General features: G+C 45.9%; 17 protein-coding genes. 16 read left to right on the top strand and 1 reads right to left on the bottom strand.

What is annotated here, in order from left to right; translation table 11 throughout:
* Positions 1-83 precede the first annotated feature (83 nt).
* The 6 genes from MKY44_RS22190 (at position 84) to MKY44_RS22165 (ending at position 6,595) form a co-directional block, all read left to right on the top strand.
* Positions 84-323 (top strand): post-transcriptional regulator, encoded by a 240-nt coding sequence (locus MKY44_RS22190; protein ID WP_036617497.1) that lies wholly within the window; start codon positions 84-86, stop codon positions 321-323.
* A gap of 91 nt (positions 324-414) precedes the next feature.
* Positions 415-1,665 carry a protein translocase subunit SecD gene (gene secD, locus MKY44_RS22185; protein WP_051447453.1) on the top strand — a complete coding sequence of 417 codons (1,251 nt, stop codon included), beginning with the start codon at positions 415-417 and terminating at the stop codon, positions 1,663-1,665.
* Positions 1,655-2,563, top strand: a complete 909-nt coding sequence (secF, locus tag MKY44_RS22180) for a protein translocase subunit SecF (protein WP_051447454.1) — start codon at positions 1,655-1,657, stop codon at positions 2,561-2,563. The genes secD and secF overlap by 11 nt, the downstream gene beginning before the upstream one ends.
* Positions 2,564-2,636: 73 nt before the next feature.
* Positions 2,637-3,596 carry a cation diffusion facilitator family transporter gene (locus MKY44_RS22175; protein WP_341008620.1) on the top strand — a complete coding sequence of 320 codons (960 nt, stop codon included), beginning with the start codon at positions 2,637-2,639 and terminating at the stop codon, positions 3,594-3,596.
* Between the two features lie 40 nt (positions 3,597-3,636).
* Entirely contained in the window at positions 3,637-6,045 is a 2,409-nt protein-coding gene (gene recJ, locus MKY44_RS22170; protein ID WP_341008619.1) for a single-stranded-DNA-specific exonuclease RecJ, read from the top strand.
* 37 nt (positions 6,046-6,082) lie between these two features.
* Positions 6,083-6,595 carry an adenine phosphoribosyltransferase gene (locus MKY44_RS22165; protein WP_017686780.1) on the top strand — a complete coding sequence of 171 codons (513 nt, stop codon included), beginning with the start codon at positions 6,083-6,085 and terminating at the stop codon, positions 6,593-6,595.
* 153 nt (positions 6,596-6,748) lie between these two features.
* Here MKY44_RS22165 and uraA read toward each other — a convergent pair whose 3' ends face one another.
* Positions 6,749-8,065 carry a uracil permease gene (uraA, locus tag MKY44_RS22160; RefSeq protein ID WP_341008618.1) on the bottom strand — a complete coding sequence of 439 codons (1,317 nt, stop codon included), beginning with the start codon at positions 8,063-8,065 and terminating at the stop codon, positions 6,749-6,751.
* 373 nt (positions 8,066-8,438) lie between these two features.
* On the opposite strand from uraA, the gene MKY44_RS22155 reads away from it, so the two are divergent.
* From MKY44_RS22155 to MKY44_RS22110, 10 genes are all read left to right on the top strand, one after another.
* The gene (locus MKY44_RS22155) at positions 8,439-10,616 is read left to right on the top strand and encodes a RelA/SpoT family protein (protein ID WP_341008617.1); all 2,178 of its coding nucleotides are present in this window, start codon (positions 8,439-8,441) and stop codon (positions 10,614-10,616) included.
* A 12-nt stretch (positions 10,617-10,628) separates the two neighbouring features.
* Positions 10,629-11,090 (top strand): D-aminoacyl-tRNA deacylase, encoded by a 462-nt coding sequence (dtd, locus tag MKY44_RS22150; protein ID WP_341008616.1) that lies wholly within the window; start codon positions 10,629-10,631, stop codon positions 11,088-11,090.
* A 76-nt stretch (positions 11,091-11,166) separates the two neighbouring features.
* Positions 11,167-11,334, top strand: a complete 168-nt coding sequence (locus MKY44_RS22145) for a hypothetical protein (protein ID WP_338706895.1) — start codon at positions 11,167-11,169, stop codon at positions 11,332-11,334.
* A 266-nt stretch (positions 11,335-11,600) separates the two neighbouring features.
* The gene (locus MKY44_RS22140) at positions 11,601-12,107 is read left to right on the top strand and encodes a type 1 glutamine amidotransferase domain-containing protein (RefSeq protein WP_036616900.1); all 507 of its coding nucleotides are present in this window, start codon (positions 11,601-11,603) and stop codon (positions 12,105-12,107) included.
* Positions 12,108-12,211: 104 nt separating this feature from the next.
* Positions 12,212-12,658 (top strand): hypothetical protein, encoded by a 447-nt coding sequence (locus tag MKY44_RS22135; RefSeq protein WP_341008615.1) that lies wholly within the window; start codon positions 12,212-12,214, stop codon positions 12,656-12,658.
* A 630-nt stretch (positions 12,659-13,288) separates the two neighbouring features.
* Positions 13,289-14,557, top strand: a complete 1,269-nt coding sequence (locus MKY44_RS22130; protein WP_341008614.1) for an SEC-C metal-binding domain-containing protein — start codon at positions 13,289-13,291, stop codon at positions 14,555-14,557.
* An 821-nt stretch (positions 14,558-15,378) separates the two neighbouring features.
* Positions 15,379-16,632 carry a histidine--tRNA ligase gene (gene hisS, locus MKY44_RS22125; RefSeq protein WP_169481821.1) on the top strand — a complete coding sequence of 418 codons (1,254 nt, stop codon included), beginning with the start codon at positions 15,379-15,381 and terminating at the stop codon, positions 16,630-16,632.
* Positions 16,633-16,845: 213 nt separating this feature from the next.
* Entirely contained in the window at positions 16,846-18,624 is a 1,779-nt protein-coding gene (gene aspS / locus MKY44_RS22120; RefSeq protein WP_341008613.1) for an aspartate--tRNA ligase, read from the top strand.
* 18 nt (positions 18,625-18,642) lie between these two features.
* Positions 18,643-19,401: a tRNA threonylcarbamoyladenosine dehydratase gene (locus MKY44_RS22115; RefSeq protein ID WP_091020457.1), complete on the top strand. Its 759-nt coding sequence runs from the start codon at positions 18,643-18,645 to the stop codon at positions 19,399-19,401.
* 438 nt (positions 19,402-19,839) lie between these two features.
* Positions 19,840-21,138, top strand: coding sequence for an NCS2 family permease (locus tag MKY44_RS22110; RefSeq protein ID WP_036616916.1), 1,299 nt, complete (start codon positions 19,840-19,842; stop codon positions 21,136-21,138).
* Positions 21,139-21,175 lie beyond the last annotated feature (37 nt).

Below are 21,175 nucleotides of genomic sequence, written 5' to 3'. Positions count from 1 at the left end.
TATGATCAGGCGAAGTCGAATCATGTAATATTGATGCCGCATAAAGGCTTGGATGTACGAAGGGAGGCTCCCCGTTGGAAGAAATGAATGATGTGGAGTTGGAACAGTCAATAGAGATGCTCTGCCGTAGCAAAGCGGAGGAATTAAGGCTTGTCGGTTACGAATATGTCACCAGCAAAGATGTCTGGAATTGCGTCAGTCATAAATATGAAAAACAGGGCATTCCACCGCTTCACCAGCTGGTGAACGACATTTTGTCACTGAAAGCAACAAGCTTTATGAACTTTATGACCGTGTCTGCATACCGGGGGTCCTCTTTCTAGACGAAAGGGATCTTTTTTGTTGAAAATTGACTGCTTTTTACGGCATCGCTATAATAGGAATATTGAGAACGAAAGGGGATCTAGGAACGGCATGAAAAGAATTATCAGTTTCATTCTGGTCGTGCTTGTTACCACAGGGGTAATGGTGGGAACAAGCCCGGAACTGCTCAAAAATATACGCTTGGGCCTTGATTTAAAGGGAGGCTACGAGATCTTATATGAAGCAGAGCCGCTCGAAGCAGGTCAACAAGTCACCAAAGCATCTTTGGTGCAAACGGCCAAAAGCCTTGAAAGCCGCGCCAATGCGCTCGGAACAAGCGAACCGGAGGTAACCACTGAAGGAAGCAACCGGATTCGATTGAAGTTGGCAGGGGTTACGGATGAGGCTGAAGTTAGAGCCAAAATGAAAGAACCGGCTGTTTTGACCTTCCGTAGTAAAGCTGAGAACGACAAGGAAGGCGAATACACCAAAATCGAACTTCGCGGAAATGAATTTGTTGAGAATGCAGCCAAAGTTGTGTTCACTCAATTGAATGAGCCTATGATTGACATTCAAGTGAAAGACAAAGCCAAATTTTCCGAGATTACCAAACGTTTGATCGGACAACCTCTCGCTATTTATTTGGACGATGAGCTGTTATCTGCTCCAACCGTTAGACAACAGTTGACAGATGGTTCCGCTCAGATTTCGGGTGCTTACACACGTGATGAAGCAAACCAGCTTCGTGACACCATTAACCTGGGTGCATTGCCACTGAAACTTACAGAGAAGTATTCACAAAGTGTTGGTGCAACACTTGGTAAACTTTCTCTGGATCAGACCATTAAAGCGGGATTGATTGGTTCCGTTATTATTCTAGTGTTTATGATTGGGCTTTATCGCATTCCTGGTATTATCGCGAGTTTTGCCTTGATTACACATACGTGGCTGGTACTTGCAATCTTCTATTTAGGAGAATTCGTGCTTACCCTTCCAGGTATTGCGGCGTTTATCCTGGGTATAGGGATGGCGGTGGATGCCAATATCATCACGTACGAACGGATTAAAGAAGAGATGCGCAGTGGTAAGTCGATCTTGTCTTCGGTTAAAGCGGGTGGTAAACATTCCTTCCGAACAATCATTGACTCCAACATCACAACCATTATTGCTGCGGCTGTTATGTTCTTCTTGGGAACAGGTGCGGTTAAAGGTTTTGCACTCGTGCTGATTTTTGATATTGTCACCAGTATTATCACGAATATTTTCTTCTCCCGCTTCCTGTTGACCCTGCTTGTACGGGGTAACGTGTTGAAGAAGCCTAAGTACTTCGGAGTGAAGGAGAGTGAAATTCGTGCGCTTTAATTGGAATTTTGATTATGTTAAAGGTAGTAAGATTGCCTATATCTTCTCGATTATTCTGACGATTACGGGGATCATCAGCATTCTGGCTTTGGGTTTGAATTATGCAGTTGATTTCCGTGCTGGATCGAATGTGGATATCTCGGTATCCAAAGCAATCACAGCGGAGCAGATTAAACCTATCGTTAAGGACATCGGTGTTGATGAGGGTGACGTTACCATTACATCGGGGGCTGACCGTGTAAATGTTCGTTTCTCGAACGTATTGGATGAAAATCAAGAAAGTAAGTTCAAAGAAGAATTTGCCAAACTGGATGCATCAGCTTCCTATGAAGTAAATACCGTTGATCCAGAGATGGCCAAAGAATTGGAGCGCAACGCGATCTACGCGGTACTCATTGCAAGTATCGGGATCATGATCTATGTTGCGATCCGATTTGAGTGGCGCTTTGGTTTGGCTGCGGTTATCGCACTCTTCCATGATGCATTTGTTGTAATAAGTGTGTTCTCCATCTTCCGTTTGGAAGTCGATCTGACCTTCATTACCGCAGTATTGACCATTGTCGGGTTCTCGATCAACGATACGATCGTTATCTTTGACCGGATTCGTGAGAATCTGCGTTTTGCCAAAAAGACAACCAAAGCCGACCTACGCGAGGTAGTCAATCGCAGTTTGGCTCAAACGATGACACGTTCCCTGAATACAACATTCACCGTGTTTGCAGCTTCAATCTGTTTGTTCATATTTGGTGGAGAATCCATTCGCATGTTCTCTCTTGCGATGGTTATCGGAACACTGTTCGGCGCATATTCTTCAATCTATATCGCTGCCCCACTATGGCTGATGCTCAAAGGTAAACAAGTGGATAAGCCAAAAACAGTAGCTAAAGAATCCAACTAAACATCTTATTGTGAAGCCGCGTCTGCCAGGCGCGGTTTTGCAACTTTATGTACAGAATTAAGGGGGAATATTCATGACCAGAGAACATATCCCATCTGCTCAGGCTGCCACATGGAGCGGTATTGCCGGTAATATGGGACTTGCGGTGATCAAAGCGGGAGTCGGTTATATGGCAAACAGCAAATCATTGCTCGCTGACGGCTTGTATTCTGCTTCTGAAGCTGGTTCTGCCCTGGCTGGTCTCTTTCCCTCCAAGTCTGTACGCGATAAGAGCAAGGCTCGCAGGGGACGGTTTAGAGAACATTCACGTGTTGCCAGACCGGGAATTTCAGTATTGTTATCTGTCCTGATCCTCATGGGTGGATTACAGCTTGCCATCTCTGCATTGGGTAGCCTCTCTGGAAGTGAACCGGAAGCACCTGGCAAGTCAGTACTTTTGGTGGCTGTTGCGGCTCTGGCTGTGAAGGAAGCGATTTTTCAATTTCAGTACAGATATTTCCGTAAACGAAACCAGTCTCAGGCGCTGGCCTATGCACAGCAACATCGTCGTGCGCTCTATTGCTCGCTCACCGTGTTAATCGGCATTATAGGATCGATGGCTGGTGAAGAGATGGGTTTGAGCATGTTGCTCTACCTGGACCCCACGGCAGCGTTGATTGCTTCCTGTTTTGTGCTTCACAAGGGTTACCGAATGATTGTGGACACAGTCTATGGTTCACTCGTTCAGGAACTGCAGCAGGAAGAAGCGTCAGATTTCAAAGAGACTGTACAGCGGGTGTATGGCATCATTACCATTGAACATTTGGTTGCACGTGAACAGGAACATGACGTTACGATTGAGCTGGTTATTAGTGTGAATCCAAGAATCTCAATACTGGAAGCACAGGAGATTGCGAATCGCGCCAAGACACTACTGCTAACCCGGTTCAGTCATGTGAAAGAAGTACAGATTCAAGCGATACCTTATGATCCAGGTTATCCTTATAAATCCAATCATGAACTGCCCGATCACGAAGCGACATTAATTCAGTAGTGAAGCGCGGGTCCAGTAGATCAGGAAAGGAGCGTTATCATTGCTTTATTCGCAATACCGGTGGAATACACCGAATATCGATTTGGAGGCGGCTGCGGGACTCTCGCAGGCGCTTTCAGTTTCCCCCCTTGTTGGACGTTTGCTTGTCAGTCGAGGAGTGCACAATGAGAAGGAGGCCGAACGTTTTTTGCATCCTGATCTGAATCAGATGCATGATCCCTATCTGCTCCTCGGCATGAATGAAGCTGTGCCACGTATCAAGTTGGCATTGGAGCGGGAAGAACATATTTTGATCTACGGGGATTATGATGCTGATGGCGTATCCAGCACATCGCTCATGATCCATTTGATGCGTCATCTTGGGGCTTCGTACGATATTTATATCCCTCATCGCTCGAATGAAGGGTATGGATTACACAACCATGCGTTGGATTGGGCCCATCAACAAGGCGTTTCATTGATTATTACCGTGGACACCGGAATCAGTGCTGTTGAACAGATTGCCTATGCGGCAACGCTGGGCATCGAAGTCATTGTGACAGATCACCACGAGCCGCCTGAAATTTTGCCCGAAGCCTTTACACTTATTAATCCGAAACTTCCAGGATGCCCGTATCCTTTTAAAGGTTTGGCAGGAGCGGGAGTAGCCTTGAAGCTCGCTCAGGCATTAATCGGGGAAGTGCCCGGTGAATGGATGGAGATTGCCGCCATCGGCACCGTTGCCGATCTGATGCCTTTGGAAGGGGAGAACCGGGTTATTGTCAGTTATGGAATAGAATCGATGCGTGGTTCACGTCTTCCTGGTGTAAGTGCATTGCTGGAAATCAGTGGTGTGGATCAGAGTCAGGTGACTTCAATTAATATTGCCTTTGCCATGGCGCCTCGTATTAATGCCAGTGGACGTTTGGATCATGCCGGGAGAGCGGTATCGCTTCTCACCACCGAGAATCTGGATGAAGCTCATACGCTTGCGGGCCAGCTTGATCTATTGAATCGGGAGCGGCAGCAAGTTGTAGAGGGCATATTACAAGAAGCAACTGCACAGTTGGAACAAAAGATACAGCTTCGTTCAGGATCCGTTCCAGATGTAATCGTATTGGCTGGTGAGGGCTGGAACGTTGGAGTGGTTGGTATTGTGGCTTCCAAATTGCTGGAACGTTATTACCGACCTACACTTATCCTTGGGATCGATCCAGAGAGCGGTGTCTGCAAGGGCTCTGCTCGCTCCATTGAGGGCTTGGATATCTATCAGGCACTCACAGTCAATAAACACACTATGGACCATTACGGGGGACACCCTGCAGCAGCAGGTATGACCTTGCATCGGGATCAGCTGGAAGAACTTGAGGCTGGTTTGAATGAGTTTGCTGCATCTGTATTAACTGAAGAGGACTTTGTACCTCAACGTCTTGCGGATGATGAATGCAGAATCAGTGATGTTCCGCTGAAAGTGATCCAGGAGATCGACAGATTGCAGCCTTTTGGAATGAGCAATCCTTCGCCACGGTTTGTATTGAGAAGTGTGACTGTGAAGGAAACCAGAACAATGGGACGAGAGAAACGCCATCTGAAACTGGTTCTGGAACAGGATGGTCAGCAACTGGAAACCGTCGCTTTTGGCAAGGGAGCGTTAGCAGAGTTTCTTCTCCCAGGTTCCGTTATTGATGTGATGGGAGAACTGTCCATCAATGAATGGAATGGGATGAGAAAACCTCAATTGATGCTTCAGGACATTCATGTTCCTCAGGTCCAAGTGTTTGATTTGCGCGGTAATGCCGAGCCTTTAAATGCGATGAAGCATTTCTTGAGCTCACTTGAGGTGCATCTGCGATATAAATCTGGTTCTGTTGGTGCTATTGTTCGGAAAGAAACAGATGTTTCCGAGGGAAATTCATTGTATGAACCTTGCCTTTGGGTATATGATAGAAAGGTCGGGTTATTTCCGTGTAATGCTGCTGCACAGCATTATGGACAGGAACAAGTCCGGACGTTATTTGTGTTTGATACGCCGGAAACCCCGGAACAACTTAATGCCATGCTGGCTTTGTTCAGTGGAGCTGAGAATATCATCCTTCTGCACGGATCAGGCAACCGCCGAGATCGCCTTCAGATGCCTTCCAGAGAACTCTTTAAGCGTATTTATATGCAGGTGTTGAAATGGAAAGCTGAACCCGTGGAGGAACAAGAGGTTACTCCTGTGCTCAGTCGTCAGTGTGGTTGTTCGCCGCGCATGATTACGATGATGTTGGATGTATTCGAAGAGTTATCCTTCATTACCCGTGATAACGGCAAAATTGCGTTTGTGGATAACCCGCCTAAGCGTGAACTAACCGCTTCACGTCACTATAAGGCGCTGGAAAACATGGCCGAAATAGAACAGGTGATGCTGGATGCAGCCACACCGCAACTGACACAATGGATGATATCCCGGATGAAGGGCGTATCTTAGATGGAAGTTTGTGTATTTATTTTAGGAGGAGATTATTTTGGATTTTAAAGATTATATTCGTGTCATCCCTGACTTTCCACAACCGGGAATCAGCTTTAAGGACATTACAACATTGTTGAAGGATGGAGAAATGTACCGCAATGCGATCAATGAACTGAAAGTGATGGTTTCTGATCTCAAAATTGACGTTATTGCTGGACCTGAAGCACGTGGTTTCGTTGTGGGCGCCCCTCTGGCATACGCTCTTGGTGTCGGTTTTGCTCCGATTCGCAAAAGTGGAAAACTGCCTGGAGAGACGATTGAAGTTGGTTATGATCTCGAGTATGGCAAGGATACACTCGCGATGCACACAGATGCGATTGAAAAAGGTCAAAATGTCCTGATCGCAGATGATCTGCTCGCAACGGGTGGAACGATTGCAACTTCCATCAACTTGATTGAACAATTGGGTGGGAAAGTTGTCGGAGCTGCCTTCCTGATTGAGCTGTCTGATCTGAATGGTCGTGCTAAATTGCCAGAAATCGATGTATTCACATTGATGAATTATTAAGCTGAAATCTCCACATGTACCGCTGTGATGAAACATGAATTGTTTTTTCCGTTTCCCGGGAAATAATATACAGCATTAATGATTATCAAAAAGCCTGTTCTTCCAACCGTAAGGTTAGGGAGAACAGGCTTTTTGATGTGTATACGATGGAAATTAATCGGGCATTTTTTCAGTGATAGGCTGTTTACGCGAATCGTCATTCAACCAACCCAGCACTTCAAACAGTTTGAACAACAAGCTCATCAGGATTCCGACGATGGTTGCCAGTGCCATCCCTTTCAGATGAACGCCGTAGAAGGTAACTTCTGTACCACTTAGTCCGATGACCAATACAAGTGTAGTAAGCAGCAGATTGGTCGGTTTGGCAAAATCGACTTTCTGTTCAACCAGAATACGCAGACCAGATGCTGCAATAACCCCAAACAGAAGCAGGGATACACCACCCATAACGGGCACAGGAATATTCGCTACAAGCGCCGAGAATGTTCCTGAGAAGGAGAGTACGATTGCAATGACTGCTGCGCCACCAATGACATATGTGGAGTAGACGCGAGTCAGGGCCATAACACCGATGTTCTCACCATAGGTTGTATTAGGAGTTGATCCTACAAACCCGGACAGAATGGTAGATACGCCGTTACCAAGCAGGGAACGATGAAGCCCAGGGTCTTTCGACAGATCTTTGCCTACAATGCTGCTCGTTACAAGCAAATGTCCAATATGTTCAACGATAACCACAAGCGCTACAGGTAAAATGGTGAAAATAACGGACCAGTCAAATGTAGGCGTTGTTACGGTTGGTAGTGAGATGAAATCAGCGTTTCCAATAGCCTGTTTATCAACCAGACCCATAGAATAGCCAAGGATATAACCAACTACGATACCGATTAAAATATGAATGATTTTGGGGAATCCACGGAACGTTACGGCTCCAATGACAGTGATACCAAGCGTGGCCATGGATAAAATAATGGGTTTGGCCTGCGGCACCCAGTTTGGGTTAGCAACAGGATCAGAGTTAATCAATCCTGCCATACCAGCTGCAACAGGTACAAGCTCCAGACCGATCAGAGCAACGATGGCGCCCATAACCGCTGGTGGGAAGACTACGTTAATCCATCCGGTACCCGCAAATTTAATAATGAGGGCCACGAAACAGAAAACAAGTCCTGTTATGATAAAAGCTCCAAGTGCCATGGAGTAGCCATTCTCTGGATGTTGTTTTAATACCATTGTGACAGGTGCAATAAAGGCAAAGCTTGATCCGAGATATGCTGGAATCTTACCTTTGCACATGAGTATGTACAACAATGTTCCAATCCCGTTCATCAGCAGGATCATACTTGGATCAACACCGAACAGGTTTGGTACAAGCACCGTACTGCCAAACATGGCGAACAAATGCTGAAGGCTGAGCAGTGAACCTGAGCCAAGTGGCATCTTTTGATTAACCTGAATTTCGCGTTGCAATGAATTTCATCTCCTTTTCCGAAACACAAACTTTCAATAGATTACAGAGTTTCTCTTAATTAATCAATAACATTTTTGACGTAGCAAAGCGATGGATTTTATATTTTCATGAATTTTCCTTCTATTTCAGCAAATAACGGCAATAATACATAAGAAATAAGAAATACATCCAATCCCCTGTGAGTCATAGGGAAATGGGATAGAAGTAATTCAGATCACCAATATAAAAATTGGATAAGCGCTCTTATTCGTCAGCAGTTGACGGGAAACGGGCGAAGCGTCATAATTATAGGAAATTACTTTTACGGGGAACCTGTGTTGCAGCACTGTCACGGGTTCCATTTGGTATAGAAAGGACACGGAACAGATCAGAATGGGCATAGAGCAATTACTCGAGAAGGCCGGGGCATATATCAAAGAACCCGATCTGGTGCGCATACGAGAAGCTTACGAATTTGCTGATCAGGCCCACCATGGACAGACGCGAAAATCGGGAGAACCGTATATTCTGCATCCGCTTGCGGTTGCCGACATTGTTGTGAACATGCAGATGGACACCATCTCCATAATAGCAGCGCTTCTTCATGATGTAGTAGAGGATACTACGGTCTCACTTGAAGAGATCCGCAATCATTTCGGCAATACGTGTGCCATGCTTGTTGACGGCTTGACGAAGCTGGAACGTATTCAGTTTCGCTCCAAGGAAGAACAGCAGAACGAGAACTACCGCAAAATGTTCATCGCCATGGCGCAGGACATCCGTGTCATCGTGATTAAATTGGCTGACCGTCTGCATAATATGCGGACACTCAAGTTTCAGTCGGAAGAAAGCCAGCGCCGGATTTCATATGAGACGCTGGAAATTTTTTGTCCGATTGCAAACCGTTTGGGTATCTCTGCAATCAAATGGGAAATGGAGGACATCGCCCTCCGTTATTTGAATCCGCAGCAGTATTACCGAATTGCAAACCTGATGCACAAAAAACGTGCAGAACGTGAGCAATATATTGATACGGTTATGGATGGAATTACGAACAAGCTCGATGAGATGGGAATTCAGGCAGACCTTTCGGGACGCCCGAAACATATCTACAGCGTGTTCAAGAAAATGACCACCAAAAACAAGCAGTTTAACGAAATTTACGATCTGCTTGCCATTCGTATTATTGTGGATAATATCAAGGATTGTTATGCTACCTTGGGAATTATACACACGCTATGGAAACCGATGCCTGGACGCTTCAAAGACTACATTGCGATGCCAAAGGCGAATATGTATCAATCGCTGCATACAACGGTAGTTGGTCCCAATGGCGAACCAACGGAAGTACAGATTCGGACATGGGATATGCACCGGACTGCTGAATTTGGTATTGCTGCCCACTGGGCCTACAAAGAAGGCGCTGCGAACGGAAATCATTTTGAAGACAAGATTACGTTCTTCCGTGAAATTCTTGAACTTCAAAACGAAGCACAGGATGCATCAGAATTCGTAGAGTCACTCAAAATGGATTTCTTCTCGGATCTGGTATTTGTATTTACGCCAAAAGGAGAAGTCATCGAATTGCCAATCGGCTCTGTTCCTTTGGATTTTGCTTATCGAATCCATACGGAGGTTGGTAATCGGACCATTGGTGCCAAAGTAAACGGTCGGATTGTTCCGCTCGATTATCATCTGAAGACAGGTGATATCATCGAAATTTTGACGTCCAAACATTCTTACGGACCGAGCCAGGACTGGATGAAAATTGCGAAATCTTCTCATGCACGAGCGAAGATCAAGCAATGGTTCAAGAAGGAACGCCGTGAAGAAAACGTTGAAAAAGGTCGGGAGAGCTGTGAGCGTGAATTAAAACGTATGGGGCTTGATCCTTCTGCGTGGATGACGGATGACAAGTTGATGGAAGCTGCCAAAAAATATGCGTTTAACGATATTGATGACATGCTTGCGGCTGTTGGATTTGGTGGGATTACTGCTGCACAGATTGTAACAAAAGCAACCGAAAAACTGCGTAAAGAGCAGGAAGAGTCCAGTTTGCTGGAATTAAATTCCGAGATGCGCGAGCTGAAACCTGCGCCTGAGCGCAGAAATCGACCAACCAACGGTATTCGTGTCAAAGGCATCGATAATCTGCTTGTTCGATTCGCACGATGCTGTAATCCTGTACCTGGGGATGAAATTATCGGATACGTTACACGTGGACGCGGCGTTTCCGTACACCGTAGTGACTGTCCGAATATTCCGACAAGTGCAGATGGAGAAGAAGCAGCACGTGTTATTGAGGTGGAGTGGGAAGAGAATATCGAAGCAAGTTACAGTGTGGATATTGAGATTACAGGCCATGATCGGAATGGCTTGCTTAACGAGGTACTTCAGGCTGTATCCGAAAGTAAAACCAATATATCTGCCGTTACAGGACGGACAGATAAAAATAAATTAGCATTGGTGCACGTCACAATTCTGATTCGTAATACGGATCATCTGCAATCCGTTGTAGAACGGATCAAACGTGTGAAAGATGTCTATTCGGTGCATCGGATTATGCAGTAAGGAGCCTGTAAGATGAGGGTGCTTGTACAACGCTGTAAAGAGGCTCAGGTGACCGTGGGAGACGAGCTGACAGGTAAGATCGAATCCGGATTAATGCTACTCGTGGGCATTACCCATGAGGATACCGCGAAGGATGCCCAGTATCTGGCTGACAAAGTTAGTGGGTTGCGGATATTTGAGGATGATCAGGAGAAGATGAATCTCAGTCTGCTTGATGTTGGCGGTGCTGTATTGTCTGTTTCCCAATTCACCCTGTACGGAGATTGTCGCAAAGGAAAGCGCCCGAGCTTTGCAGCTGCGGCCCGACCTGAAGCGGCAGAACTGTTATATGAAACGTTTAATCAACTGCTACGTGATAAAGGTATTCAGGTTGAAACCGGGCGTTTCGGAGCGATGATGGATGTAACATTTACCAACTGGGGACCCGTGACTTTGATGCTTGAAAGTCCGGTTCGTCATGAACCAAGTGCATAATTCCATGGGGTTCAGGCCATAATAAGGGATAATTCGTTGATGACTATTTCATGATCAAAGGAGTATCCATCCAATTATGCGCCAATCTGCGAAAGAAACACGTGCCCGTACAGAACCTTTGTTACTCCCTGGCAACCTGTATGAATCATTGCACCTTGCCCGTTCGGCTGCTGAGTATGTTGCAACGATCTGGGCACTTCAGGATTCGGACAAAGGGAAGCAGAGTCATCTTCCGCGATCTTGAATGTTTACACAGGGATATAAACATCCGATATTTGGATTATACAGATTCTGAAAAAGTCCTGATTCCTTCCCGAATCAGGACTTTTTGTCGTGAGTTGATCATTTTAACTATTCGTTTGAAGACTTCGTTACAAAATGAAATTACATTGAATTGTTATAAATTGCTCTGGTGAGGGTAATAACAAAACGAGGCACAACGAAGTGCCAATGTACTGCAAGACCCGATTTTATAAAGAAAGTTCGAACACGGAAAGGAGAACATACGTTATGAGTAAAGTTGCTTTTTTATTGGCGAATGACTTTGAAGATTCGGAGATGCAGGTCCCGTATGACGAAGTAAAAAAAGCTGGACATGAAGTGGAGATTATCGGATTAAAAGCCGGTGAGACCCTTAAAGGTAAAGGAGGAAAGGCCTCCTATACCACAGATAAGGCGATTGGTGATGCATCCGCTTCAGATTATGATGCAGTCGTGATTCCTGGTGGATCATCCCCTGAGAATTTGCGAAGTGATGCGCACATCTTGAAGTTTGTCACCGAGATCAACAGTGCGAAGAAACCAATTGCTGCGATCTGTCATGGTCCGCAAATTTTGGCTAGTGCCGGTCTGTTGAAAGGCCGTACCATTACATCCTATCCACCACTTAAGGATGATATGGTAAACGCAGGAGCAGAGTTCAAGGATCATGAGGCCGTTGTGGATGGAAACTATATTACATCCCGAACACCTGAAGATGAGCCAGCGTTTGTACGTGAACTGCTAAAAGTTATATAACTTCAGCCAGTACAACTGACATACATTGATGTATCTTAACTACGTTACATCGTGTCGTTACGAAACTTCACGTTGCATTTCATTCCGAAAAAGGAGGGTTTGACATGACAAAACATATTCAGGCGTATTTTCGAACCGAGGACGAGGCAGAGGGAGCAAGAACTTCACTTCAGACGTTCCGTACAGAGCATTTGGAAGTAGGTCAACTGGACAGTGCGATAGGTAGAGACACGCGTGTTATGGTGCCACTGGTGCCTTATAATACAGCAGGTGGCGTAGGTACCAATGGTGCAATGGGTGTAGGTGCAGCCCCTGGTGTTCCAGCCAGCGAAAATGTGATCCCTGTGGTAGCCAATGTGGACCGTGATGCAGAACGGGATACTCGTGACAGAGTGAATGAGGATGGAGACATGCTGAATGCTGCAGATGTGTCTTCGGCCGATTATAATGATCTGCATTATGTTCTGTCTGCCAAAGTAAGGGATGAGGATTATGACGAGATTGTTCATAAGCTTCGTTCCAACCATGCCTATGTGGAAGATTTGAATTAACGTGTAGATACTTCTTGGCCCTTGCACTGCTCGACCACACAGTCGAGTGATGTGCAAGGGCTTTTTAATCAGGAGGATATTAAAAAACTAATTTATAAAGCGCTATCATTTTTGTAATATTACTGTAATATTAGATACATAAGCCTTTAACATAGTGGGCTTATAATAACACACATGACCCCCTTTTTTATATATCCTTTGAGCCTGCACACCGTGTGCAGGCTATTTTTTTTGAGCTGAGAATGTGTATGTTTTGGGCAGAGCTTACCCCTTTATTCAATTTTTGCTAGAATAGAGAGATGGGTTTATATATTCTACAGCGAATTGTTTTCATAGTTGGGCTACATTGGACGGTAAATCTAGCTCCAGCGATTGGGTTCAGGCGAATTCAATCCTATGACAGAGAGTATGAGGAACTCATCGCCAGAGTGATCCGTCATATTCCAGATGAACATATACTCGCTGAAACGGCCCCACCTTTTTTATATAAGTACGGGGCAGCCGTTTCTGCTTGATCGATGGAATTTGAAAGTTATATAGAATGCCTCGTTTGAGAAATGACACCTACAATGCTAAAGCAACAGAGTTCTCATGCGAATGGCTAGAGACAGATTTAAGGGGGAATTAGTTTTGAGTAAGGTTGGAAGAAATGATTTATGCCCATGCGGCAGTGGGAAAAAATATAAGAAATGTTGTCTGAACAAGGAGTCCTCTGCAGTAGAATCCATACTGGGGATAATATCAACGGAGCAACCGGTTCGGGAAGCCTCCATTCAGACTGAGAGCAAACTGACCTTGACCAAGCTGAAAAAGATGGTGGCAAGCGATTTGAAATGGGAGCACCCGGCTCACGAACAGCTGGCCCTGCAGACTATTGAGAACATGAGGAACCAATACGAGCCAGAGGTAATTTTGGAAGCTCTGGTGCTATGGAACGGCTACTCCCGTCAGACCCGCCCTACTGTGAAGAAGACAGGCTCGTTCTCTGCTGCAATTGAGTATTTGTTGTCCGAGGAATACGGCTTCAATGTCTCAAAGGCTGAGCTGGCTGATAAATATGAGGTAACGACAGGCACGATCTCCCGGAAGGTTAAGGAGATGAATAGTTACATCGAAGAATACGGCATGGGCGGTGAAACGGACGAGCTATTGATGCTGAACGGTCCAGGCACATCGAAAGACAAAGCACAGGCTCTGCTGTCTAAGGCGATGGAAGCGAGCTCTTCCAAACGGAGAGTACATCTGGCGGAAACAGCGCTGGAGATGTATCCTGACAGTTCTGATGCGTATCTCATTTTGGCTGAGGAATCGGACAATGAGAATGATGCACGATCTTACCTCAAGGAAGGAATCGCTGCTGGCAAACGTGAACTGGGCGAACTGTTCTTTGAGGAGAACAAAGGGGACTTCTGGGGGCTTCATGAGACTCGTCCCTATATCCGGATATGCAAAAGTTATGCCGAATCCTGCTGGTTTGGCGGAGATACGAAAGAAGCAGCACAGATTCTGGAGCATATGCTAGAGCTTAATACGGAAGACAATACCGGAGCACGTTACCTGCTCGCTGCTGTGTATTTGTACAGCAACCAATTGGATCAGGCAGAGCAATTGCTGGAGGAGTATGGAAGAGGTGACGGCGCAACGGCCTTTGCCTATGACAAGATTATTCTGGAGTATAAGAAAAACGGAATCACCACCCAGCTCAAAATGCTGTACCGTGTGGCCCGGGGTGTGAACAAACATGTGCCTGATTACCTGTTGGGTTTGAAACGGCTGCCGCATAACCTCCCTGACTTTGTCGGAATGGGCGACTCCGACGAAGCGATTGAATATGTCATTATGCATTCCCGTTTATGGGCGAGCGCGCCGGATCTGTTGAAGTGGATGCTGCAACAATAGAGAAATAAGAAGCGAATAGAAGTTGGAATTCATATGATGAATCCAGCTTCTACTAGCCATATTTTCTGTGGACTCCACATACCATGCTGCGTGTGAGCAAAATTTTTTAGAGCTATCTTTTTGTGTTAACCCTTGACTTTAACACTGCGGTTCATTACAATCAGAAAATAATACGTTGACTATAGTCAATACAAGTCGATTTTTGAACTATATTACTGATTTGATGACGGGACCAAGTACTCCGTGCCCACATGACCAGAGAGGAATCCCCAGGCTGTAAGGATTCTCTTGATGAGCGGACGAATGACTTCCCCGAGAACAGACGGCGAACACAGCAGAGATAATCTGTTGACCAGTAGCCGGGCTGCGCAGGACGTGCGTTACACGTAGAGCGGAATATCTGCTTGATCAGGGTGCTGTATGCAATCTTGAATCATCAGAGATCACCTGAACGGCTAAAGTGTCAGGTTTCCGGAATGTGGGTGGTACCACGGGTGAATGTATATTACACAATCTCTCGTCCCTTTGTTTGCTATACATAGCAGACAGGGCGAGGGATTTTTTTGTTATATAAGTTGATTTAAAAGAAATACATGAAAACGGAGAGGGCAGAAAAAACCTGTAAAAGCGAAGCATTCGCCTAAAAGCTTTCTGAAAGAAAGCTACTTCGGAAGCATATGCTATCACCAGATTTCCACATTATAAAATTAATTCAAAAAATCTGGGGATAACAGCGATTGTAAGGTTGTTCTGCCCGCGCAGTGATCACGTGTAGAATTTTTTAACTTTTAGAGAAAAAAATCAATGCTGGAGGGATCAAGATGGCTTTTCAAAAACCGACTGGAACGCAGGACTTACTGCCTGGAGTTGTCGAGAAATGGCAGTATGTAGAAGAAAAAGCACGAGATCTATGTCGACGGTTTAATTACCGCGAGATTCGTACACCGATCTTCGAACAGACTTCTTTATTTGTACGCGGTGTAGGAGAGACTACCGATATCGTTGAGAAAGAAATGTATACCTTTGATGACAAAGGCAATCGCAGCATGACTCTTCGTCCGGAGGGAACAGCGGGTGTTGTCCGTGCGTATGTAGAGAACAAAATCTACGGCGAACCGGATGTGAGCAAGCTCTATTACATCGGTCCGATGTTCCGTTATGAGCGTCCGCAGGCAGGTCGTCAGCGTCAGTTTCACCAGTTTGGTGTAGAAGCCATCGGTGCGCTGGACCCGGCGATTGATGCGGAAGTAATCGCACTAGGTTACCAATTGTGCGTGGAGCTCGGCTTGAAGGATGTCAAAGTGGAGATCAACTCCGTTGGTAACTCAACCAGCCGTGCAGAATACCGTGAGACGTTACTTGGGTTCCTCAGACCGATGAAAGACAGCCTGTGCAAGGACTGCCAGTCCCGCATGGAGCGCAATCCGCTGCGTGTACTCGACTGTAAAGTCGATCAGGACAAATTCGTTGGGGCACCGTCCATACTGGATAGCCTGGATGAAGAGTCTTTGAATCACTTTGCCAAGTTACAAGCATACCTGGATGATTTCGGTGTGGATTATGCGGTGAACAATCGTCTGGTTCGGGGCTTGGACTATTACACGCTGACTGCTTTTGAATTAAAAGCCCAAGGTATTGGAGCAATTGATACCGTTGGCGGCGGTGGTCGATACAATGGTCTCGTTGGTGATATCGGCGGACCTGATCAGCCGGGTATCGGCTTCGGTATTGGTCTGGAGCGCATCCAACTGATTCTGGAGCACCAAAATATTGAGGTTACTACGCTGGCTCCACTGGATGTGTACTTTGTTGCTCTGGGAGAGGCAGCTGATCGTGAAGTGAACCGACTGTTGTTCAAACTTCGTCAGTCTGGACTTTCTGGGGAACGTGATTATCTGGGCCGCAAGATGAAAGCACAGATGAAATCAGCTGACCGTTTCAAATCCCGCTATACTGCCATTCTTGGTGATGACGAGCTGGAGCGTGGTGAGATTGCCCTCAAGTCGATGAATACGGGTGAGCAACAAACTGTGAAGCTTGATGATCTGGTAGCGGCAATTCGCGAAGGTAAATAAGCACGAAGTGTTACATTAAATCTTAAACATTCAAGTAAAACAATTGATCCGGCAAAATTACTGAGACTCATCGACGATTCAAATTAAGCGGAAGTTGGCGAGCCAGAGGTAACATGCCTTTTCGAATACATGATCTACACGTAACCGGACTGTTGAAGAGCAGGCACTAACTGCCCATACAGAACGGAAATTCACATAATGAGGAGTTTGGTTATGAAAAGAAGTCATCATTGCGGCGCATTAACACCCGCACACATCGGTGAAACAGTAACATTGAACGGTTGGGTTCAGACCCGCCGTGACTTGGGAGGCGTACTCTTCATCGATCTGCGTGATCGCAGCGGGATTGTACAAGTTGTCTTTAACCCGGCTTATTCCGGTGAAGCTCTGCAAATTGCAGATCGCGTACGTAGCGAGTATGTTATCGCTGTAACAGGTAAAGTTGTTAAACGTGATGCAGAAACAGTTAACAAAAACCTGCCTACAGGCGAAATTGAAGTTCAAATCACTGAAATCGAAGTGCTCAATGCAGCCAAAACACCTCCATTCTTCATTGAAGATGGTGTCGAAGTTGATGAATCCCTTCGTTTGAAATATCGTTACCTGGACCTGCGTCGTCCGGAAATGTTCGAAACATTGAAACTGCGTTCCAAAGCATCCAAAGTGTTCCGTGACTACCTGGATGGAGAAGAGTTCGTTGAAGTGGAAACACCGATCCTGACTAAGAGCTCCCCGGAAGGTGCGCGTGATTATCTCGTACCGAGCCGTGTGCATGAAGGTGAATTCTTCGCCTTGCCACAATCCCCACAAATCTACAAACAATTGCTGATGGTGGGTGGCGTTGAGCGTTATTATCAGATCGCTCGCTGTTTCCGGGATGAGGATCTGCGTGCAGACCGTCAACCAGAATTCACTCAAGTCGACATCGAGACTTCTTTCTTGCAACAGGATGATCTGCTGCCAATGATGGAAGAACTGATGGCCAAATTGCTGCATGAAACCAAAGGCATCGAGCTGGAACTACCTTTCCAACGGATTACGTATGCAGATGCAATGGGCAAATACGGTTCAGACAAACCAGATTTGCGCTTCGGTATGGAACTGGTTGAAATGAACGATATCGTAGCGAACAGTGGTGTAAAAGTATTTGCTTCTGTCATCGAAAAAGGTGGAGAAGTGAAAGTGCTGAACGCTAAAGGCTGTGGCACATGGAGCCGTAAAGAGATCGATGATCTCGGACCATTTGCTGCACGTTACGGTGCGAAAGGTCTGGCTTGGATTCAAGTAAAAGACGGCGAGTTCAAAGGGCCAATCGTGAAGTTCTTCACGCCTGAAGAAATCGAAGCTGTCAAAGAACGTACTGGTGCTGAAGATGGCGACTTGTTGCTCTTCTCCGCAGACACTAAAAAAGTGGTTGCTGACGTTCTGGGCGCATTGCGTCTGAAAATCGGCCGTCAACTCGGTCTGATTGATGACAGCAAATTCAAATTTGCTTGGGTTGTGGACTTCCCGCTCCTCGGATATGATGAAGATGCGAAACGTTATGTGGCAGAACACCATCCGTTCACTCGTCCAAAAGACGAAGATGTACATCTGTTTGACACAGATCCAGGTGCAATCCGTGCTCAAGCCTATGACCTTGTTCTCAATGGTTATGAAGTAGGTGGCGGTTCAATGCGTATCTATAAACGTGATGTTCAGGAGAAAATGTTTGCTGCCCTTGGACTTTCTACAGAAGTAGCGAATGAGAAATTCGGCTATCTGCTGGAAGCATTCGAATATGGAACTCCACCGCATGGTGGTATTGCCTTTGGTCTGGACCGTCTCGTCATGTTGCTGGCAGGTCGCACGAATCTGCGTGAAACGATTGCCTTCCCGAAAACGGCAAGTGCAACGGATCTGCTCATGAATGCACCATCCGAAGTGGATGACTCTCAATTGGAACAACTTCACATCCGTGTAGCCCGTAAACCGGTAGCGGAAAAGAAATAAAGGAGGCATCGATTCTCAATGCTCCATCAATTTTCAAGAACAGAACTTGCGATCGGACCTGAAGGTCTGGATGCATTAAAGAATAGTACAGTCGCTGTGCTCGGTATTGGCGGCGTAGGTGGTATTGCTGTAGAAGCTCTTGCCCGTAGCGGCGTTGGGCGCATCATCCTGATTGATAAAGACGTCGTGGACATCACTAACATTAACCGCCAGATTCATGCTCTGACTACGACAGTGGGGCAGAAGAAAGCGGATCTGATGGTGGAACGTGTGAAACTGATCAATCCGGAATGTGATGCGATTGCCCTGAATATGTTTTACACGGAAGAAACGTATGAGGAACTGTTCAAATATGAACTGGATTATGTGCTGGATGCATCCGACACGATTATCTACAAAATCCATCTCATTAAAGAGTGCCTGAAACGTAAAATTCCGATGATTTCCAGCATGGGTGCGGCGAATAAAATGGACCCAACAAAATTCCAGGTTGCGGATATTTCGAAAACGACCATGGACCCGATCGCCCGTGTTGTGCGGACTACACTTCGTAAAGACGGCATCAAAAAAGGTGTGAAAGTGGTCTTCTCGACTGAAAAGCCGATGAAACCGCGTGAGGACGTAACACAAAAAATCGTTCCCGAGAATGCTCCTGAAATTCGCAAGGCTAAACAGCCACCTGCGAGTAACTCATTTGTGCCTCCGGTAGCCGGACTGATTATGGTCAGTGTTGCCATTAAGGACTTGTTAGAAATTGCAGAGAACAAACAGCAGTAACTTGCTACCAACTGAAGAAGCGTGGATGCTGATAAGGCATCTGCGCTTTTTTGTGTGATCATACTTCGCAAGAGAGGAGCGGATGGGACGTCAATCGTCTATGATAGCTGAACTATATCCCTGGATAAATGTCAGAGTTACGTCATGTACTTCAAAGTCAAAACCGTGTATGATATTCACTGCTGCGCGAAATGATGATACATACATAAATGAATTTGCGGCATATAGGTTCAACTTAACTTTTTACACGAGAACGGAGAGGACAGAAAAAAGCTGGAGAAGCGAAGCGTTCGCCTTTATCACCGGATTTTCCCCTTGGAGAAGGAAATGCAAAAAATCTGGGGATAACAGCGATCGAAAGGTTATTCTGTCATCGGAGTGGCAAGTGTAAACATTCTTTAGTTGAATTTATAATTAGAGAGAGGGGAATAGAACGAAATGAAACACGGATGGATGACCAGACGTCTTGGCATGGAGCCAGGAGACCAGTGGAAGAAGGAAGTTGTGGCGGGAGCCATTTCCTATTTTGCCGTGGTCTATATCGTTATGGTCAATGCTACAATTCTTTCCGATGCTGGGATGCCCTTACAGGCGGCCATGGTTGGAACCCTGCTGACGTCCATTGCAGGCTGTTTGCTCATGGCATTTGGCGGAAAATCACCCATTATCGTAGTACCCGGAATGGGGATTAATGCATTTTTTACGTATACACTTGTACATTCCATGAAATTAAGCTGGCAAGAAGCGCTGGCCGTTGTAACCGTTACAGGTATACTGTTTGCCATTGTTGCGTTTACGTCACTATACAAAATGATCAGCGAAGCAATCCCGAAAAATCTGCAACACGGGATTACGGTGGGAATAGGTTTGTTTCTGACATTTATCGGTTTACAAAAAAGTGGAATTGTCATCGCACACCAGACTACGTTTGTTGCGATTGGGCACTTCAATGATCCGAACGTCATTACAGCCTGCGTTACGCTGGTGCTTGCCTTGATTTTATTTATACGGAACGTACAGGGTGGACTTCTGATCAGTATTCTGGTCGGGACAGGTCTTGCTTATGTACTTGGTGCAGTGAACCCGGGTGAGTCCGTATCAGCGATGGATGCGTTGCGTCAATACGGTGGGTTGTTTGGCGAATTGTCTTTGATGAAGCTGGCTGATGTTGCCTTCTGGATCGCGGTATTTTTGCTACTGCTCATTGTAGTGTTCGAAAATATCGGATTAATTACGGCTCAGACACAGATGATTGGTCGTCCAGAGCGATTCAAAGGAAGTCTGCGTGCTCTATCTATTAGTACCGTGCTGGCAGGCGTGTTCGGAAGCAGTCCTCCAGTTGCTGCAGCCGAGACTACAGCCGGAATTGCGGCAGGTGGACGCACAGGTTTGACTCCGCTCGTTACAGCCGTGTTATTCGGAGCTACGTTCTTCTTCATCCCTCTGCTCGGTTACATTCCGGACAGTGCGATTGCTCCCATTTTGATCATTATTGGTGGCCTGATGGTACAAGGTGTGAAAGATATGGACTTTGGTGACTTCACAGAGGCCTTCCCGGCATTTCTGATCATGGTCATGATTCCATTTACATATAGCATCGTGGACGGTATGGCATTTGGATTTATTGCCTATCCACTAGCGAAGCTGGCAGCAGGTCAAGGTAAACAGGTACCTGTGGTCATGTATGGCATTTCCATCCTCTTTTTAGCCAATTTTGTGTTGCATGGAGTTTTGTAATAAGAAAAGGCAACGTCATGTAAGTTCATACGTATGA

The sequence above is a fragment of the Paenibacillus sp. FSL R7-0026 genome, from assembly GCF_038004485.1.
GTDB classification, from domain to species: domain Bacteria; phylum Bacillota; class Bacilli; order Paenibacillales; family Paenibacillaceae; genus Paenibacillus; species Paenibacillus xylanexedens_A.
The sequence above is the reverse complement of the archived record's forward strand: the minus strand, read 5'-3'. Positions and strand labels throughout refer to the sequence as shown.

Coding starts and splice junctions, on each gene's coding strand:
- MKY44_RS22115 (WP_091020457.1), top strand. CDS start 18,643: ATGCTCCATCAATTTTCAAGAACAGAACTTGCGATCGGACCTGAAGGT.
- dtd (WP_341008616.1), top strand. CDS start 10,629: ATGAGGGTGCTTGTACAACGCTGTAAAGAGGCTCAGGTGACCGTGGGA.
- MKY44_RS22145 (WP_338706895.1), top strand. CDS start 11,167: ATGCGCCAATCTGCGAAAGAAACACGTGCCCGTACAGAACCTTTGTTA.
- MKY44_RS22135 (WP_341008615.1), top strand. CDS start 12,212: ATGACAAAACATATTCAGGCGTATTTTCGAACCGAGGACGAGGCAGAG.
- MKY44_RS22155 (WP_341008617.1), top strand. CDS start 8,439: ATGGGCATAGAGCAATTACTCGAGAAGGCCGGGGCATATATCAAAGAA.
- hisS (WP_169481821.1), top strand. CDS start 15,379: ATGGCTTTTCAAAAACCGACTGGAACGCAGGACTTACTGCCTGGAGTT.
- MKY44_RS22190 (WP_036617497.1), top strand. CDS start 84: ATGAATGATGTGGAGTTGGAACAGTCAATAGAGATGCTCTGCCGTAGC.
- aspS (WP_341008613.1), top strand. CDS start 16,846: ATGAAAAGAAGTCATCATTGCGGCGCATTAACACCCGCACACATCGGT.
- secD (WP_051447453.1), top strand. CDS start 415: ATGAAAAGAATTATCAGTTTCATTCTGGTCGTGCTTGTTACCACAGGG.
- MKY44_RS22110 (WP_036616916.1), top strand. CDS start 19,840: ATGAAACACGGATGGATGACCAGACGTCTTGGCATGGAGCCAGGAGAC.
- MKY44_RS22140 (WP_036616900.1), top strand. CDS start 11,601: ATGAGTAAAGTTGCTTTTTTATTGGCGAATGACTTTGAAGATTCGGAG.
- MKY44_RS22175 (WP_341008620.1), top strand. CDS start 2,637: ATGACCAGAGAACATATCCCATCTGCTCAGGCTGCCACATGGAGCGGT.